Source organism: Pseudomonas sp. Root569 (genome assembly GCF_001427465.1).
GTDB lineage: Bacteria > Pseudomonadota > Gammaproteobacteria > Pseudomonadales > Pseudomonadaceae > Aquipseudomonas > Aquipseudomonas synxantha.
On record NZ_LMGQ01000011.1, the window covers coordinates 56,604 to 74,848 of the forward strand.

An 18,245-nucleotide genomic window follows, 5' to 3' on the forward strand; every position below is an offset into this window, starting at 1 on the left:
GATGAACCTGTCCCCCCTCAATCGCCGCCGGTTCGAGCGGTTCAAGGCCAACAAGCGTGGCTGGTGGTCGCTGTGGCTGTTCCTGATCCTGTTCGTGCTGAGCCTGGGCGCCGAGTTGATCGCCAACGATAAGCCCCTGGCCGTGCACTTCGACGGCGGCTGGTACTTCCCGGCACTCAAGCGCTACCCGGAGACCACCTTCGGCGGCGAGTTCCCCCTGGAAGCCAACTACAAGAGCCCGTACATCCAGGAGTTGCTCAAGGCCAAGGACGCCTGGACGCTCTGGGCGCCAATCCCGTTCAGCTACCAAAGCATCAACTACGACCTGAAGGTCCCCGCCCCCGCGCCCCCCTCGAGCACCAACCTGCTGGGCACCGATGATCAGGGCCGTGATGTGCTGGCGCGAGTGATCTATGGTTTTCGCGTATCGGTGCTGTTTGCCCTGACCCTGACCGTGCTCAGTTCGATCATCGGCGTGATTGCCGGTGCCTTGCAGGGCTTCTACGGCGGCTGGGTCGACCTGGCCGGCCAGCGCTTTCTGGAGATCTGGTCCGGGCTGCCGGTGCTCTACCTGCTGATCATCCTCGCCAGCTTCGTGCAGCCCAACTTCTGGTGGCTGCTGGGGATCATGCTGCTGTTTTCGTGGATGAGCCTGGTAGACGTGGTGCGTGCCGAGTTCCTGCGTGGGCGCAACCTTGAATACGTGCGTGCGGCACGGGCGTTGGGCATGCAGAACGGCGCGATCATGTTCCGCCATATCCTGCCCAATGCGATGGTCTCGACCATGACCTTCCTGCCCTTCATCCTCACCGGCGCCATTGGCACCCTGACCGCCCTGGATTTCCTCGGCTTCGGGCTGCCGGCGGGTTCGCCGTCGTTGGGTGAACTGGTAGCCCAGGGCAAATCCAACCTGCAGGCGCCGTGGCTGGGCATGAGTGCCTTCGCGGTGCTGGCGATCATGTTGAGTTTGCTGGTGTTTATCGGCGAGTCCGCTCGCGATGCGTTCGACCCGAGGAAATGAGATGACTCAGGACAATCTGATCGAAATCCGCGACCTGAGTGTCGAGTTCGTCACGGGCGAGCATCACCATCGCGTGGTCAATCACGTCAGCTTCGACATCAAGCGTGGCGAAACCCTGGCGTTGGTCGGTGAAAGCGGTTCCGGCAAATCGGTGACGGCCCATTCGATCCTGCGCCTGCTGCCCTACCCGTTGGCAAGGCACCCGTCCGGGACCATCGAATATGCCGGGCAAGACCTGCTGACCCTCAAGGAAAAGACCCTGCGGCATATTCGCGGTAACCGCATCGCAATGATCTTCCAGGAGCCGATGACCTCGTTGAACCCGCTGCATTGCATCGAGAAGCAGATCAACGAAGTACTCGGCCTGCACAAGGGCCTCACCGGCAAAGTCGCCACCTTGCGCACCCTGGAGTTGCTGGAACTGGTGGGCATCCCCGAGCCGCACAAGCGCCTCAAGGCCCTGCCCCACGAACTGTCCGGCGGCCAGCGCCAGCGAGTGATGATCGCCATGGCCCTGGCCAACGAGCCGGAACTGCTGATTGCCGATGAGCCGACCACGGCCCTCGATGTAACCGTGCAGTTGAAGATCCTCGAACTGCTCAAGGAGTTGCAGGCACGCTTGGGCATGGCGCTGTTGTTGATCAGCCACGACCTCAACCTGGTGCGACGCATCGCCCACCGCGTGTGTGTGATGCAACAGGGCTGCATCGTCGAGCAGGCCGATTGCGAGACGCTGTTCCAGTCACCCCAGCACCCCTACACCCAGGAGTTGCTGGCGGCGGAGCCCAGCGGTGGGCCGGCCAACAACGCGGTAGGGCCAGCGTTGTTGGAAGTCGACAACCTGAAAGTCTGGTTTCCGATCAAGAAAGGCTTTTTGCGCAACACCGTCGATTACGTCAAGGCCGTGGATGGGATCAACTTCAGCCTGCCCCAGGGCCAGACCCTGGGTATTGTGGGTGAAAGCGGCTCGGGCAAGTCCACCCTGGGGCTGGCGATCCTGCGCTTGATCGGCAGCCAAGGCGGGATTCGCTTCGAAGGCCAGCAACTGGACAAGCTCACCCAGCAGCAGGTGCGCCCGTTGCGGCGGGAAATGCAGGTGGTGTTCCAGGATCCGTTCGGCAGCCTGAGCCCTCGCATGTGCGTCAGCGAGATCGTCGGCGAGGGCCTGCGCATCCACAAGATGGGCACGCCTGCCGAGCAGGAAGCCGCGATCATCGCAGCGCTCAAAGAGGTGGGGCTGGACCCCGAATCCCGCCATCGTTACCCCCATGAGTTCTCCGGCGGCCAACGCCAACGCATCGCCATCGCCCGAGCCCTGGTGCTCAAGCCGCGCCTGATTTTGCTGGACGAACCCACCTCGGCCCTGGACCGCACGGTACAACGCCAGGTGGTGGAATTGCTGCGCGGCCTGCAGGCCAAGTACAACCTGACCTACCTGTTTATCAGCCATGATCTGGCGGTGGTGAAGGCGCTGAGTCACCAGTTGATGGTGGTCAAGCAAGGCCAGGTGGTGGAGCAAGGTGATGCGCGAGATATTTTTGCTGACCCGCAGCACGCGTATACCCGGCAGTTGCTCAAAGCAGCCTTTCTAGTACCTGCGTGACGGAACGTGGGGCGAAATGTGAGAGAGGGGCTTGCCCCCTCCCACATGAATAGTGCACAGCCAAGTCCCTCAATAGCAAACCAATATCATTTGCGCACATCGCTACCCTTTGCTTTAATCGCGACCAATTCTTATTTACGCCGATCCTCTTGCGCGGGATGGATATTGTGTCGACCTCTTTCACCCACCTCTACGGCACCCACCACGGCTGGCTACTTGGCCTGCTGCGCCGACGCCTAAACGACCATTGGGATGCCGCCGACCTGGCCCACGACACTTTCATCCGAATCCTTAACCGCCCGCTCAGCGAGACCGATCAGGTAGGCCAGCGCTCCTACCTCGCCACCATCGCTCGTGGCTTGTGCATCGACCACTGGCGCCGTCGCCAACTGGAAAAAGCTTGGTTGGACAGCCTGGCGCAGCGCCCGCAAGCCACCCAGTCGTCACCGGAACAGCGCGCCATCATCGTCGAGACCCTCTACGAAGTGGACGCCATGCTGGCGCGCCTGCCCAGCAAGGTGCGCGAAGCCTTCCTGCTCGCACAACTGCATGGCCTGCCCTATAAACAGATCGCCACGCAAGTCGGCGTAGGTGAGCGCATGGTCAAGAAGTACATGGCCCAGGCCCTGCTGCACTGCGCGATCCTGGAAGCCGAGCTCGACGGGCTGCTGGTGCAATGAGCCTGCCCGGCAAACTCAGCCATGCCAGCCTGGAACAGGCCGCGCAGTGGTATGTGCGCCTGCAGGATCTAGGCAGTGCTCAGGAGCAGCAGCGCTGGCAGGCCTGGATGGCGCAGAACCCCGAGCATCAGGCGGCCTGGCAGTACGTGGAACGGGTCAGCCGGCGTTTTACACCCTTGATGGAACAAGCCCATGGCGCCAGTCACGCCCTGCGCACCTCACGGCGCCAGACCCTCAAGACCCTGTTGGTGCTCTGTGCCGGTTCGACACTGGTCTGGGGCACTTGGCGTACCACCGCCCTGCCCCGTCTGGTCGGCGGCTGGAGCGCCGATTACGCCACTAGCAGCGGTGAGACCCAGGACACGCTGCTGGCCGATGGCAGCCATATCTGGTTGAACACCTTGAGCGCATTGGATGTGCGTTTCGATCCAACGCTACGCTTGCTGCGCCTGCGTTTTGGCGAAGTGCTGATCGACACGGCCAAGGACCTCAACCGTCCATTCCTGGTAGACACCGACTACGGGCGCATGCAGGCACTGGGCACCCGCTTCAGCGTGCTGCAAGGCGACGATTACACCCAGCTCAATGTGTTCGAGGGCCGGGTGAAGGTGCATGCCGTCAATGAACAGGAACGCATCATCGAGGCAGGCCAGCAGGTTTCATTCTCTCGTGCGGGCTTCAATGCAACGGTCAGCGCATCACCGGCCCGCGAAGCCTGGAGTCGTGGTGTGCTGCTTGCCGATAACCTGCCACTGGGCCAACTGATCGCCGAGCTCAACCGCTATCGTCCCGGCCATCTGGGCTGTGACCCCGCCGTGGCGCAGTTACCGGTGATGGGCTCTTTCCCGCTCAAAGACAGCGACCACGCCCTGCATCTGCTGCAAGCCGCATTGCCGATCCGGGTCGACAGGCTGATGCCGTGGTGGGTCAGCGTCAGTCCGCGGTGAAAAAACTTACAACACTCAGTTCCCTTTTCCACAACTCGTTCGGTTAACCCAGCAGACGTTTTCAATTCGCCGTTCGATTTGCTCCCAAGGGACACCTTCATGCCGCAACCTGCTCGCTTTGCGCTGCGCCCATTGGCGCTGGCCACCTCGCTGTTTTGCCTCGGCGCACCGACGGTGCACGCCGTCCAGTCGCCGTCGACCCAGGAAGAGGCCCGAAGTTATCGCATCGACGGCGGCTCGCTGATCAGTGTGTTGAACCATTTTGCCGAGCAATCGGGGATCTTTATCGCCGGCCACAACAATCTGGCTACTGGCAAAACCAGCCCAGGCCTGAATGGCAGCTACACCGCAGCCAGCGGCTTGCAGCGCCTGTTGCAGGGCAGCGGTTTGCAGGCCGTGCCCCAAGGCAACCACGGCTACGTGCTCGAGCCGGCCCCGGCCAATACTGGCGCACTGGAATTGGGCGCCACGACGATCTCCGGCCAGGCCCTGGGCGCCACCACCGAAGATACCCAGTCGTACACCACAGGTTCCATGGCTTCGGCCACCGGCTTGCCGCTGTCGATGCGCGAGACTCCACAATCGGTCACGGTGATCACTCGCCAGCAAATGGACGACCAGGGCTCTACCAGCATCGCCGACACCCTGCGCCGCGCCCCCGGTGTCAGCGTGCAGAATTACGACAGCGAACGCTGGGAGTTCTCCAGTCGAGGACTGCCGATCACCAATTTCCAGTACGACGGTGTCAACTCCACCTACGACGGCGTGTATGACTACGGCACCACCAGCACCGACATGGCGGTGTACGACCATGTGGAAATCATCAAGGGCTCGGCCGGTCTGCTCAGCGGTTCCGGTGACCCATCGGCCACGGTCAACCTGATCCGCAAAAAGCCGACCAAGGCCTTCAAGGCTTCGGTCACCCAGACCTTAGGCTCCTGGGACAACTACCGCACCGAGGGCGACATCTCTGGCCCGTTGACCGAATCGGGCAACGTACGCGGGCGCTTTGTCGGTGTCTACCAGGACCGCCAGTCGTACCTGGACCACTACCAGAACACCAAGGACATCGCCTACGGCATCCTCGAAGCGGACCTCACCCCCGACACCCTGCTGACCTTCGGCATCGACCAGCAGGACACCCGCTCCCGCGGCGCCAGTTGGACCGGTTTCCCGATGTACTTCAGCAATGGCGCGCGCACCAACTTTTCGCGCTCGTTCAACCCGGCTGCCGACTGGAGCCGCCGCGACTTCCAGAACCAGACCCTGTTCGCCTCGCTGCAACAACAACTGGCCAATGACTGGTCGCTCAAAGTCAGCCTCGACCGCAAGCGCAGCCAGCACGACACCCTGCTCGGCTCGGCCAGTGGCGGCAACCCCAACCCGGTCAGCGGCGACGGCATGTATATGTTCATCGGCAAGTACAAAGGCGATCAGGTGCAGAACACCCTGGACGTCAACCTCAGCGGGCCGTTCAGCCTGTTTGGCCGCGAACATGAGCTGATCATGGGTTTCATGGCCACCCGTTCGAAGCAGGACGTGCCGGTGTACGGCTCGATCTACCCGCCGGTGGGCGGCAGTATCTTTGACTGGCACGGTGAATACGCCAAACCAGATATCCCGCGCAGCGGCCAGAACGATATCGTGCAACGCCAGACCGGCGCCTACCTGGCCACGCGCTTGAAACCCACCGATGACCTCTCAGTGATCCTCGGTACCCGCGTGAGTACTTTCAGCGGGACCGACACCACCGATTTCTACGACCCGACCAAGGCCGACAACCACACCACCTACCACCAGAGCGGCGTGGTCACACCCTATGCCGGCATCGTCTACGACCTCAATGATACCTGGTCGGTATACACCAGCTATACCCAGATCTACCGCCCGCAAAACAGCAAGGACGCCGACCGCAAGCTGCTCGACCCGATCGAAGGCGATACTTATGAGGCCGGTCTCAAGGCCGCGTTCTACGACGGTCGCCTGAACGCCAGTTTTGCTGCGTTCCGTATCGAGCAGGACAATGTCGCCGAATACGTTTCAGGCTTTGAAACCGACTCGGTGTACCGCCCGATCGCTGGCGCCACTACCAAGGGCTTCGAGGCCGAGCTATCCGGTGAAGTGCTGGACGGCTGGAATATTTCTGCCGGCTACACCTACCAGCATACCCGTGATGCCAATAACAGCTACGTGTACAGCTCGGTACTGCAAACCACCACCCCGCAGCAGGTGGTGCGCCTGTTCAGCTCCTATCGCCTGCCCGGCGCCCTGCAGAACCTCACCGTGGGCGGCGGGGTGAACTGGCAGAGCGAGTTCTTCGGCAACGTGTTCCAGCCAGACCCGAACGACACGGTCAATTTTGGCCACACCTCACGTATCACCCAGGACAGCTACTACCTGGTAGACGTGATGGCGCGCTACCGCTTCAACGAGCACCTGAGCACGACCTTGAATGTGAAGAACCTGTTCGACAAAAAGTACTACACCGGTCTGGGCAACTTTGGCACCGGTTTCTACGGCGAACCGCGCAGCCTGCAACTGGCGACCAAATGGGACTTCTAGGCTGACGACCCTGGCGGTGTGTGTAATGATTACCCCTCGATCTCTCAAGGGATAGAGCCACCGCCATGTCGACGAACACTACTGCCCGACCCGAGCATGCGCCGCGCTTCTGGCGCGACGAACGCTTGCCGTTCATCGAGGCGCGGACCATCGCCGACGGGCGCAAGGTCACTTACACCCGGCATGCCCACGAGCACTTCTCCATCGGCGCGATCACCACCGGGCGCAGTTATTATCACTACGGTGCCCAGACCTTCGAGATCGGCGCCGGCACGGTGGTGCTGATGAACCCGGGCGACGTGCATGCGTGCAACCCTATCCATGACCAGCCTTGGTCCTATCACATGCTGTACCTCGACACGCCGTGGCTGACCGACCTGCAATACCAACTGGGTTTCAGCACCGAGCAGGGTTATCGGCCATTCGACACGCCTCACACCCGCGACACGCGGCTGTACCACGGCTTGCTTGAACTGTACCGCATACTGCTGGACGAGCACGCCGACCTGCTGCAGAAACAAAGCGCGCTGGTGAGCTATTTCACCGAGGTGCAACAGCGCCTCAATCCTTCGCTGGCACCGGTGCGTGAGGTCAACCACAAGCTGGAACGCGCCGCCGAGTACATCCGCACCCACTGCATCGAGGCATTGAAACTCGAAGACATTTGCCAGGCGGCCGAGCTGTCGCCGTCCTATCTGATTCGCGCATTCAAGCAGTATTACGGGTTGACGCCCCACGCGTTCATGGTCAACCGACGCATCCAGTTCGCCCGCAGCCAACTGCGCAACGGTGCACTGATTGCCGACGTCGCCCTGGCCGCAGGCTTTGCCGACCAGGCGCATTTCCAGCGCACCTTCAAACAGCACTTCGCCGCCACGCCGGGGCAGTACCGCGAAAACCTCAAGCCATCAGCAAATAACCCACACTGGCCACCAGCAACGCGGCCATTGAGCGGTTGAACAGGCGCACGCCCCGGGGGTTGCTCAAGTAGCGGCGCAAAAATGTCCCGGCATACGCCCAGCACGCCACCGACAGGTAGCAGATCACCAGGTACAGCGCCGCAAACAACCACACCTGCCCAGCGTCGCCATCGGCCGCAAACAGGCCCATGCCCGCCACGCATGCCAGCCAGGCTTTCGGGTTGAGCCACTGCATGATCGCGCCGTACAACATCGACGGCGCGGTTGCCGTACCGTCGGCGTCCAGGCGACCATCGTCCACCGCCAGCTTCCAGGCCATGTACAGCAGGAAGGCGACCCCGCCCCACTGGATCAGTTGGGTCAGGATCGGCCAGCGCACCAGCACTTCATGCAGGCCCAGGCCGATCAGCACCAGCAACAAGGTGAAGCCGACGGCGGCACCGAACACATGCTTCTGGCTGGCGGCAAAACCGAAGCGCGCGCCGCTGCTCAGGGCGACGACATTGACCGGCCCAGGGGTGATGGAGGTGGCGAGGGCGAAAGCGGCCATGGAAATGATCAAGCTCATTGCAGTTCCTTCTTGTGATGCCAAACGAGGTTGAGATCACGGTAACGCGTGCAACGATCAAGGTATTGAACAAAATGCCCCTCTGCCCTGCTCCATACCCACTGCTGGAATTGGCATTCAGCGTTGGGTAGGAATACGGATATCACCGTCTCGGCACTGGCTTTTCACACTGCGCGGGCAGCCGGCAAACGCCAGGTCCTTGGTCAGGCACACGCGCACCTCCGAGAGCACCTTGCCCTTGCAGATCACCGCCAGCCCGTGATTGCCCATGCGTGGGTTGCTCTCGCGAAACAGCGCCTCGATTTCCTGTGCCTGCATCGACGGCGGTGTATTGAACGGCTGCAGCTGTTGCGGGATAACCACCACGCCAAGCGCCGTGTCGGTCCTTTCCAGATACTCCAGCGGCTCGAGCCCGCTGCAGGTACCATGCTTGGCCCACTCATGCTTGAGCAACGCACGGGTTGGAAACAGCGCCGCGCCCTTTTCCATTTCTTCATCGCTCAAGCGCGACTGGGGCGCACACGAGGCCGGCCAACCGCCCCGTGCGTATTGCGGCCACAAGCCGTGCAGCACAAACCCATAGCCCTTGCCCGAGCACTGCTCATTGCCTGGGTGCGTCAGGCAGAACGTCGGTGACCACGACAGTGACAGCACATAAAAATCAAACTCTCCTGCCGACCCTTGGTTGCGCGACGCCGCCGTTGCACCTGTAGCGATCAGCAGCCACAACACCATCCAGTATTTCATCCCGGTATTCCTTTGAAAAAATGAAGCCTCACGCTATTGCAACGGCTAGGGATGCTGGGAGTAACGTTGTAACACCTTGTCCAGGATGATATCGGTCTTCAACGCCTCGATCGCCAGCGACGGATGCTCGGCCTCCCCGCGAATATGGGCGTTCATGTTCAGTACGTGGTGCCACTGGATATGGGCATGGCATGGCACTTCCAGTACTTCGGTGGTCTCGCCTTCAAGGCGCAGTGGCTGGTCCTCGAACACCGAGAACTGGATGCGCCCCAGGCTACCGATCAACTCGACACGATCCTCACGACGGTCCGCCACGAAGTTCCAGCAGCCCATGCCCAACGCACCGCTGGCAAAGGTCCAGCAGGCGGTTACCGCATCTTCTGCTGCATAGCGTCCGGCCTGTCGCGCGGTATAGCCCGAGACCTCGACGATATCGCCAGCCAGGTACTGGAAAAGATCGAAGCCATGGCTGGCCAGGTCGGCGAAATATCCGCCACCGGCAATCGCCGGGTCGGTGCGCCAATTGGCGGCGCTGCTATCAGCTGCAGCAGCCGGCTTGCACAGGGTCCAGGTCAGGTGGCGCAATGCACCGATACGACCTTCCTGCAACCAGGTACGCACTTGCTGGAAGCGGGGCAACGAGCGCCGATAATAGGAAACAAACAGATGCAGCCCGGCGCGTTCGAAGGTGCGCTGCATCAACGCACTCTGTTCAGCGTTCAGCGACATGGGCTTTTCGACGCAACAATGCTTACCCGCCGCCGCCACCATCAGCGCGTATTCAAGGTGGCTGTCAGGCGGCGTGGCGATGTAGACGGCGTCCACCTCAGGGTCGTTGATCAGTGCCTGGGCGTCGGTATAGAAGCGCGCTATACCGTGCCGCGCCGCATAATCGCGCACCGCTTCGATACGCCTGCCCATTACGGCCACCAGTGCCGAACCTGGCGCTTTATAGAAAGCCGGTCCACTCTTCAATTCAGTGACATTGCCACAGCCGATCATGCCCCAGCGTATGGTCTTCATTGAATGTCCTCGCTCGTATTCGTCAAACCGGCAGTATCCACATACCGGCACCGGCACGCCATAACCACTTAGCATGACAATTGCATTACACTTTTATGACATTGATCGCGCTGCGGGAGGTACAGGCATTGAAAATTCGTGCAACGGTCATTTGCGCACATGAGGAGCATATTCTCTTCGTGCGCAAAGCCCGGTCCAAATGGGCGTTGCCAGGCGGCAAGGTCGAGCCCGACGAGCGCCCGGTCGGCGCGGCGGAACGCGAGTTGGAAGAAGAAACCGGATTAAACGTGGACGGCTTGCTGTATTTACAGGAACTCAAGACCCGCGACACCCTGCACCATGTGTTCGAAGCCTCGGTGGTGAATATCGACCAGGCACGCCCATGCAATGAGATCGTGGACTGCCAGTGGTATGCCTACGGTGCCCTGGATGAACTGGACACCACCGATGCCACCCGCCACATCGTCAAATCCTTCCTGCGTCGTCTCTGACGCCAGATGAAATGTTCTGAAATTCAATCCCCAGGTCAAATCGCAGGCAAAAAAAATCCCAAGTAGCTGATGGAAACTTGGGATTTAAAAATGCATAAACCGTGGGAGGTGAACGCCCGGCTATAGTAGCGACTGTAAAAACCTGTAACAACAATATTTTAATCCTTTCGTCGGATTACATATTGCGTAAGTCATTCAATAACCACATGTTTTTTATGGTAACGGATAATAGGAGTGCCACTTTTTGGTGCAAGTAGCGCAGATATTCCTCAAGCAATTCCGTTTATAAAATAGGGTTATTAATCAATGTGACGTCGCCCGCTTGAATAACTGATCGCTCAGTTGCGTGCACGTTTGGCGAAGCTCGTCGTTACGAGAAGCGGTCGCACCCGCGACCCATTCCAGGTGACGGCACAGCGCGAGGCGTTCGGCGGCGTCTTCACGCTGGCGGTCTGCCTTGGCGTTGATCTGAACGAAATAGAACCCCAATAGCACCGCGACGCACAGCACGCCAACCGCGAGATAACGCAAGCTGTTGGACGCTGGCGGCGGCGCATCCATGGCCTACGGCGCCCTGCCCTTTTCATAACGAACGTCGTCGCCCTCGACACGGCCCACGACGGACCAGCCCAGGCGCTGGTAGAAGCCATTGGCGCGAATGTCATCGCGCCCGTCGGTGACCAGATACAGCTTGTCGTGGTGTTCAAACAATGCCGCCTCGGCCAACGCCATCAGCTGGCGCCCCAGCCCAAGGTTTTCATAGGTGGGCAACACGAACATCGCGAACACTTCGCCTTCGGCCAGGTCAACCATGGAAAACCCGGCCGCCTGGCCATCCACTTCCGCGATCCAGGCGCAGGGCGCCGCACTCAGGGTATCGACCAGTGCCTGTGGGGTAATGCCCAGGTCGGCCATCTGTTCAAGACTCAAATGGTTTTGCACCACCGAGGTGCGGATAGCACACAGCGTGTCAACGTCATCGGCTGTTGCCGCTCGAATAAGCACTTGCATACAGGCCTCCATGAAGAAGTGGGTGATTGTATGCAAATACCTACATTGCGATTGTCGTGGATTTGTAAGCGCCAGTGCGTGGCACGCAGTTATTTACGCGCCACCTTATACCGCAAACAATCCTGATAAAAGCTCTTGCGAATCGCCTCCGGCTTAAGCCGTGAACGACTGTCATAGGTCTGTTCGGTAATGCCCATGGCCATCATGCGCATCCACGATTTGTTGAACTTGATGCTTTGGATCTTCTGCCGAGCGGCGTACAGCGATACCCCGGAGAGCTTGAGTTCCTGGGCCCTGGCAGCAGTGCCCGCGCCCCAGCTGCACATGTACTTGTCGCCCTCGCGCAATTCCCTGGCCTGCACGGCCGCCGCGCCGCCGGCCAGGGAGCAGGCAATCAGCATCATTCCCACAGTGCGCATTTGTATCCTCGCCTAACCACCTGAAAATAAAAGCGATTTTGGCGAGGATTTAGTTACAAAGGGGCCACTAAATTGCCTTACTCTGCGAACTTCAGGCAGCCGTCGCAGGCATGGCCCACGTCAGGGCTTGAGTTCGAACAACGCCGGCATCGGCGGCCACTCCGAAGGGACTTTGCGGAAGTGGCTGAACCCGGCGGCTTGCGCCATCTGGCGGGCGCGCTTCTCGCCCATGAACGCTCCCAGCCCTGCCCCGCCATGGGACAGCGAGCAGGTCATGCAATAGAGGGTGCTCTGCGGGTACATCACCCGGCCGAACAGGTTCATGTTCTCGTGCAGCTCCTCGGACAAGTTGAGTTCGACCATCAGGTAGGTGCCGTCTGCGGCCGTGGCTGCGCGCAGGTCCTTGAGCATTTGCTGGGGGTCGGTGGCGTCGTGGATCACCACGAAGGTGGTCACGAAGTCGAATTGCTGGCCGCGCAGCGCATCGGAATCGTTCACCTCGAACTGCACCCGGTCGCCCACGCCGGCCGCCTCGGCGTTGGCCCGCGCCAACTCGATGGAGGGCAAGTGGAAGTCGCAGCCGACAATCCGCGCCTCGGGATAGGCCTTGGCCATGGTGATCGCCGCCAGGCCGGCGCCGCAGCCGAAGTCGAGCACACTGCCGCCGGACTTGAGTTTCTCTTCGACGCCGTCCAGGGAAGGGATCCAGTGCTGCACCAGGTAGTGCTTGTACCAGGGCATGGTCATGCGCTCCATGCCTTTCCAAGTCTCCAGCGGGAACGCCTCCTCGGCGCAGCCGCCGCCATTACGGAATGCTTCGATGACCTTGGGTGCCATGCTCACGAACGGCACGCTCAACTGGATGATGCCGCCGGCGAAATACGGCGAGTCTTCATCGGCAAGCACCGGCACGAACTCCGCAGGCATCTGGTAACGGCGCGTGGGCGCGTCGTAGGTCACATAGCTGCCGGTGACCATGCTGCCCAGCCATTCACGCAGGTAGCGGGCGTTATAGCCGGTCTTCTGCGCCAACTCCTCCAGGGTCACCGCCTCGCCGTCGGCCAGGGCCTTGAACAAGCCGAGCTGGTCGCCAATATAGAGCATGGCGCCGCGCAGGGTGTTGCCGTAGTCCTCCATGATACGCGCCGAAAACTGTTGGACCTTGGCTTTATCAACTGCCGTAACGTTTGACATGTGTCGCTCCTTGATAAGTCTGTTGGGTGATCACTGCTTAGCGGGCCGCCAGTTTGGACAGCACGTTGTCGACGATACGGTCGGACATCCCCAGGTGGGTCCTGGGCTCGAACAGCCGAGCCAGTGCGCCGGTGTCCATGGCGGCAACCACCCGCGCATCAGCCTCGATCGCGGTGCGGATCGACACGTGATTGCGCTGGCTCGCCTGGGACACTTCGAAGATGATTTCGTAGGCGCTGCTCTTGCCCAGCTTGCGCGCCATTTCGAACACCACGGCTTCGGTGCAGATGGCATCGCCGTAGGCGTGGGCGGTGCATTCCATCTTCTGCACGTTCACAGTGAGCCCGTCGATGGTGTCGGTGAGGATCGACAGCGCCATCAGCGCGTAGTGGGAAACGTCCGCGACCGCACACCACTCCAGGCGCGTGCCGCGGTAATCGCGTTCGTGTTCAAGGATCATCGCATCCAGTGCGAGCATGACTTGGGCCTTGGCCAGCCGCGCCAGCACCACCACCTGCTCGCAGCCTTCCGGGTTGCGTTTGTGCGGCATGGTGCTGCTGCCGATCTGCTGGTCGCTCCAGCCCACTTCCACCTCAGCGATTTCCCAGCGATTGAGCGTACGGATTTCATCGGCCACCCGGGCCAACGAGGCCGTGACCATGGCCAGGGTGCTGACGAACTCCGCAACCCGGTCACGGGACACGTGCCAGCCGGTCAAGGGCACCTGCAATGACAAGCGCTCGGCAAAACGCTCCAGCATCGGTATCGCCTCCGGACCGAACGCGGCCATGGTGCCGACCCCGCCGAACAGCTGCACCACCAGCACGCGCTGGCGTGCCTCGGCCAGGCGCTGGCGATGGCGCAGCAGCTCATCGATCCAGCCGGCGACCTTCAGCCCGAAAGTGGTCGGCAACGCCGGGATCGAGTGGGTCCTGGCGACCATCAGCGAATCACGGTGCGCATCGGCCAGCGTCGACAATTTGCCCAGCAAGGTTTCCAGGGCCTGGTCCATGGCGTCGAGGACGTCGCGCATTTCCAGGGACTGGGCAGTGTCCTGGATGTCCTGGGTGGTGGCGCCGTAGTGCACGTATTCGCGGGCACTCGGGCTGCAGTTCTTTTGCAGGGCGCTGAGCAATGGCATCAGCGAATGACCGGTAGCCGCCACGCCATCGGCCAACTGGCGCACATTGATGCCCGACAGCAACGCGGCTTTTTCGATGTCCAGGGCCGCCTCACGCGGGATGATATTGACATCGGCCTGGGCCATGGCCAGTGCGGCTTCCACATCCAGCCAGCGTTGCAGGCGGCAATGGCTGCAGAAGATCTTGCGGCTCTGCGGGCCGGCATAGCCTGAGCCGTGGGTTTTCGAGTCGAGGATGTGGCTGTGTTCATGCCGGCATTGTTCGCCGTCATGACCCAGGCCCGGGTGTTCCGAACGTGCGGTGCAAGACGCACGGGCTGCCATTTCCAACGTTTGCGCATCCATCACATACCCTCCATTGCGTACAGGGACTGACCGGTATTGCCTTGGGTTTCTACTAACCCTTCAAGACGGGGTATCGCTTTATTCGCCACCAGGTCGACCATGTCTGCCGCCAGCCCGGTGTAGGCCGCCGGGTCAAGCAGGTCGTCCAGCACTTGGCGACTGAAACAGCCGTGCAGGCGCGAGTCGCTGAGCAGGGCTTCGCGAAAAGGACGACCCTCGACCTGGGCCTGCTGGGCTATTTCGTGGACCAGCTGATGAGCCGTCTGCTTGCCGAACCGTGGCGCCAGCGCGAGCATGATGCGCTCCGACAGGATCAGCCCGCCGAGCATGTCGAGGTTGCTGCGCATGCGCGTTTCGCGCACATCCAGCCCGGCCAGCAGCACACCCTCCATACGGGCGAGCAAGGCGCCGGCGTAGACAAACAGCTCCGGCAAGGCCGCCCATTCGATACGCCACGTGGTGCCGTCGCGCTCATGCAACTGGAACGCCGCATCAGTCAGTGCAAGCATCTGCGCGCGCACCAGCCGCGACAGCGCACTGATCAGGTCCACCGTCGACGGGTTCTGCTTGTGGGGCATGGTGCTGCTCCCCACCTGCCCTGCCCGGCGGCCTTCACGCACTTCATCGATCTCGGTGCGTTGCAGGTGGTAGATCTCATTGGCTACGCGGCCCAGGGTCGCCGACGCCTGGACCAGCAGCCACGCCGCCTCCAGGATGCGGTCGCGGGCGCTGTGCCAACTGCTCAACGGTGCCCCCAGGCCGAGACGTTCCAGGGTGCGGCGCTGCACCTCCAAACCCTGCGGGCCAAGCGCCGCCAGGGTGCCCACGGCGCCGGTCAGGTTGCCTACCATTACCCGGGCATACGCCTCGTCGAAGCGTTCGAGGTGGCGATCGATCTCATCGACCCACACCGCCACCTTGTAGCCAAACGTGGTGGGCAATGCTTGTTGCCCATGGGTGCGGGCGACCATCGGCGTGTGCTTATGCCGCAGGGCGAGCGTGAGCAAATGCCCACGGATGGCGCGCAAGCGCTGCAACACCAGGCCCCAGGCCTCGCGGACCTGCAGGATCAGCCCGGTATCGAGAATGTCCTGGGTGGTCACACCGTAATGCACGTACTCACCCCAGCCATCGGCGCACAAGGCCTCGAGGGCGCGAAGGGTCGGCACCAGGATATGCCCGGTCTCCATGCTCTGGCGCCCCAGGGCGTCGAGGTCCAGCAGTTCCACACTAGCCACCCGGGCGATTTCCCGTGCAGCTTCGTGGGGGATGATGCCCATCTGCGCCTGCGTCGCCGCCAGCGCTGTTTCTACATCGAGCCACTTCTGCACCTGACTGGCATCAGAGAAGATCGCGGCAAATTCCGGGGACGAGTAAGCGCCCCCGTGGATACGGGATTCAGTGATATGACTCGGCATGTCGGGTTACTCGCGTTGTCCTAAGGAGGGCTACTTCACGCGCTGCATTGCTTCCCAGACCGCGTCGTAATAGGCCCGCTCCAGCCGGAAGTGCTCGGCCAGGGACGTGAGAAAGGCATTCTGGAAACCCAGGTCCGGGATACGCCGTGCAATCAGTGCCCATTCACGCTTGGCCCGTGGCGGCACCAGGCTGATATGCACTTCGTAGTACTCCGCGTCGTCCTGGCTCAAGCCCGCATTGCGCAAGGCGTTGTACAACTTGCCGTGGTTGCCGGGCACCACCAGCTCGGTGATGTAGAACACCGCCAGGCCCCAGCCGACATCGGGGTTGCGGAAACAACGGGCACGGTTGTTCAGGTAGGCAATTTCCTCGGGCATCGTCGAGATGGCCTCAAAATCCGCGGTCAGGCCTATGGCAGCGAGAAGCTTGGCCAACAGCCGTGGATGGGAGCGCTGTTCGTCCTCTTCGCCCAGCTCACCGTAGAGATAACGGCCAAGGGCGGCCGCCTCGTCAACATCGGTCAGGTTGACCAACAGGTCGGCGGCATCCCGGTACAGGCGGTAGGTGCGGAACCACTGGTGGCGCAGGAACACCTGCAATTGCTCGCGGGACGCCTTGCCCTCGAACACATACTGCGACATCGGGTGGTTTTCCCGTGACTGCGCGGCAATCTGCTCTTCCAGGCGTTGCTGGAACGCGGCCTCGGACAACGGCGAGGCCAAGTCCGCAGACGGCATGAAACGCTCTTGCACGCTATAGATGGCATTGGCCAGCCAGCGTCGGGTCGAGGCGGTGGCGACGTCATCGCTCAGCGACAGGATGTACAGCAATTGCTGGCACTGCGCCGCGTTCGCGGCATCGCCGCGCTGGCCCGACTCACACAGGGCACGCAGCATATTGGCGGCAATTTCGATGCGATTGAACGTCGCATCCGGCTTCAGCGCTTCGGCCAACAGGCGGGCTTCGGCGGTGTGGATATTCTGCAATTGCGGCTGCGAGAAATTACGTGGGCTCATCATGTGCTCCATTATTGTTGTTTTAGGATCGCTGGGTGGTTCAGGCAGGCAGGCGCTGCGCCTGCATCTGCTGCCACAAGCTGTCGAAATAGGCCTTGTTGATTTCGAAGTGACGCTTGAGCGCGCGCATGAACGTGCGCTGAAAGCCGTCATCGCCTGCTAACTTGGCAATCAGCGCCCACATTTCCTCGGTGTCGATCTCATCCTGGGTGCCGTGCAGGCGGTGGAATTCGCTCGGCTGCTCTGGAACGTCGAGGCGCTGCAACAGCTCGTAGATGCGCCGGTGGTTGACGCAACTGACAGACTCCACCGCATAGAGCAGCGCAAGGCCCCAGGCGACATCGGTGTGGCGCACGCAGCGAATGCGATTATTCAGGTAGGCTTTTTCCAGGGGATGCAACGCAGGAAAGTCGATGGCCAGCGGAATATCGAAATACTCCATCAGATGGGCCAGCATCGCCGGGTGCGAACGCTGCGGAGTCTCGGCCCCCGCTTCACCGTAAAGGTTGCGGTAGAACACCGAGGCATCCTCGATGGCCTCGAAGCGAAAGGCCAGCTCTGCCAGCAGGCTGTAGAAGTTGTAGGAGCGGGTCCAGTGGTGTTCCAGGAAGAAACGCACGTCTTGCACAGGCGGCGTACCTTGGAACAGGTGCACCGACATGGGGTGGTTGACCCGGCTGCGAGCGGCGATTTCAGCGTCGACCAGCTGTCGGAACTCATCCACCGGCAACGCGGTGAAGCCCGGCAGGTCAACGGCGAACTCATCTTCGGCGCGGTAGACCTCACTGGCCATCCAACGGCGGGTCGGCTCAGTGCGTGGATCGCCCGGAATGTGCAGTTGCAGCAGGGCTGCCTGGTAGTGGGCGTAGGCATCGGCATCCCCCGACAAGCCTTGCCGGGTCAGCGCGAGCAGTGCTTCCAGCGCGCGGGTGACCTGGGCGTAGTGGGCGCCGGGTTCCAGGGCACTGGCCATCAGTGTCGAGGCCGTGGTGAACAGGTCGGAATCCGAGCGTTGTAACAGGGCAGCAGTATCCATTGATAACCCCTCGATTCTTGTTTTTGTGATTTGGCGTACTCGAAGAAAAGGCTAAAGGTTCCTCTAGTGGCAAGGTCAATACCTGTAGGAAATTTCTTTTCC

General features: G+C 61.3%; 18 protein-coding genes. 7 read left to right on the top strand and 11 right to left on the bottom strand.

Annotated features, from left to right (window positions below; genetic code table 11):
- Position 1: 1 nt before the first annotated feature.
- From ASD70_RS11140 to ASD70_RS11165, 6 genes are all read left to right on the top strand, one after another.
- Positions 2-1,021, top strand: coding sequence for an ABC transporter permease (locus ASD70_RS11140; RefSeq protein WP_046072313.1), 1,020 nt, complete (start codon positions 2-4; stop codon positions 1,019-1,021).
- Between the two features lies 1 nt (position 1,022).
- A complete protein-coding gene (locus ASD70_RS11145; protein WP_056846445.1) occupies positions 1,023-2,624 on the top strand; it encodes an ABC transporter ATP-binding protein in 1,602 nt (533 codons plus the stop codon).
- A 158-nt stretch (positions 2,625-2,782) separates the two neighbouring features.
- Positions 2,783-3,304, top strand: a complete 522-nt coding sequence (locus tag ASD70_RS11150) for a sigma-70 family RNA polymerase sigma factor (protein ID WP_056846446.1) — start codon at positions 2,783-2,785, stop codon at positions 3,302-3,304.
- Entirely contained in the window at positions 3,301-4,251 is a 951-nt protein-coding gene (locus ASD70_RS11155; RefSeq protein WP_056846447.1) for a FecR domain-containing protein, read from the top strand. Before ASD70_RS11150 ends, ASD70_RS11155 begins: the two co-directional genes overlap by 4 nt.
- Positions 4,252-4,350: 99 nt before the next feature.
- Positions 4,351-6,813: a TonB-dependent siderophore receptor gene (locus tag ASD70_RS11160; protein ID WP_056846448.1), complete on the top strand. Its 2,463-nt coding sequence runs from the start codon at positions 4,351-4,353 to the stop codon at positions 6,811-6,813.
- 65 nt (positions 6,814-6,878) lie between these two features.
- Positions 6,879-7,772, top strand: coding sequence for an AraC family transcriptional regulator (locus ASD70_RS11165; RefSeq protein ID WP_046072308.1), 894 nt, complete (start codon positions 6,879-6,881; stop codon positions 7,770-7,772).
- Here the strand turns inward: ASD70_RS11165 and ASD70_RS11170 are convergent.
- From ASD70_RS11170 to ASD70_RS11180, 3 genes are all read right to left on the bottom strand, one after another.
- A complete protein-coding gene (locus ASD70_RS11170) occupies positions 7,714-8,301 on the bottom strand; it encodes a LysE family translocator (protein WP_046072307.1) in 588 nt (195 codons plus the stop codon). The two genes, ASD70_RS11165 and ASD70_RS11170, sit on opposite strands and share 59 nt — an antisense overlap.
- Positions 8,302-8,418: 117 nt before the next feature.
- Complete coding sequence (locus tag ASD70_RS11175) at positions 8,419-9,048, bottom strand: ribonuclease T2 family protein (protein ID WP_046072306.1); 630 nt, start codon at positions 9,046-9,048, stop codon at positions 8,419-8,421.
- A 45-nt stretch (positions 9,049-9,093) separates the two neighbouring features.
- On the bottom strand, positions 9,094-10,071 hold the full coding sequence (locus tag ASD70_RS11180; RefSeq protein ID WP_046072305.1) for a Gfo/Idh/MocA family protein: 978 nt from the start codon (positions 10,069-10,071) through the stop codon (positions 9,094-9,096).
- 128 nt (positions 10,072-10,199) lie between these two features.
- Between ASD70_RS11180 and ASD70_RS11185 the strand changes: the two genes are divergently transcribed.
- Positions 10,200-10,562 (top strand): NUDIX hydrolase, encoded by a 363-nt coding sequence (locus tag ASD70_RS11185; RefSeq protein ID WP_046072735.1) that lies wholly within the window; start codon positions 10,200-10,202, stop codon positions 10,560-10,562.
- Positions 10,563-10,865: 303 nt separating this feature from the next.
- Here the strand turns inward: ASD70_RS11185 and ASD70_RS11190 are convergent, their stop codons facing one another.
- From ASD70_RS11190 to ASD70_RS11225, 8 genes are all read right to left on the bottom strand, one after another.
- Positions 10,866-11,123 (bottom strand): hypothetical protein, encoded by a 258-nt coding sequence (locus tag ASD70_RS11190; protein ID WP_046072304.1) that lies wholly within the window; start codon positions 11,121-11,123, stop codon positions 10,866-10,868.
- Positions 11,124-11,126: 3 nt separating this feature from the next.
- A complete protein-coding gene (locus ASD70_RS11195; RefSeq protein WP_046072303.1) occupies positions 11,127-11,573 on the bottom strand; it encodes a GNAT family N-acetyltransferase in 447 nt (148 codons plus the stop codon).
- An 89-nt stretch (positions 11,574-11,662) separates the two neighbouring features.
- Positions 11,663-11,992 (bottom strand): hypothetical protein, encoded by a 330-nt coding sequence (locus ASD70_RS11200; RefSeq protein WP_046072302.1) that lies wholly within the window; start codon positions 11,990-11,992, stop codon positions 11,663-11,665.
- 120 nt (positions 11,993-12,112) lie between these two features.
- A complete protein-coding gene (locus ASD70_RS11205) occupies positions 12,113-13,186 on the bottom strand; it encodes a class I SAM-dependent methyltransferase (RefSeq protein WP_056846449.1) in 1,074 nt (357 codons plus the stop codon).
- 37 nt (positions 13,187-13,223) lie between these two features.
- Complete coding sequence (locus ASD70_RS11210) at positions 13,224-14,672, bottom strand: class-II fumarase/aspartase family protein (protein WP_046072301.1); 1,449 nt, start codon at positions 14,670-14,672, stop codon at positions 13,224-13,226.
- Positions 14,672-16,090 carry an adenylosuccinate lyase gene (gene purB, locus ASD70_RS11215; RefSeq protein WP_056846450.1) on the bottom strand — a complete coding sequence of 473 codons (1,419 nt, stop codon included), beginning with the start codon at positions 16,088-16,090 and terminating at the stop codon, positions 14,672-14,674. The genes ASD70_RS11210 and purB overlap by 1 nt, the downstream gene beginning before the upstream one ends.
- A 30-nt stretch (positions 16,091-16,120) precedes the next feature.
- A complete protein-coding gene (locus ASD70_RS11220) occupies positions 16,121-17,107 on the bottom strand; it encodes an HOASN domain-containing protein (RefSeq protein ID WP_043051409.1) in 987 nt (328 codons plus the stop codon).
- Positions 17,108-17,147: 40 nt separating this feature from the next.
- Positions 17,148-18,143, bottom strand: a complete 996-nt coding sequence (locus tag ASD70_RS11225; RefSeq protein ID WP_056846451.1) for an HOASN domain-containing protein — start codon at positions 18,141-18,143, stop codon at positions 17,148-17,150.
- Positions 18,144-18,245: the final 102 nt, after the last annotated feature.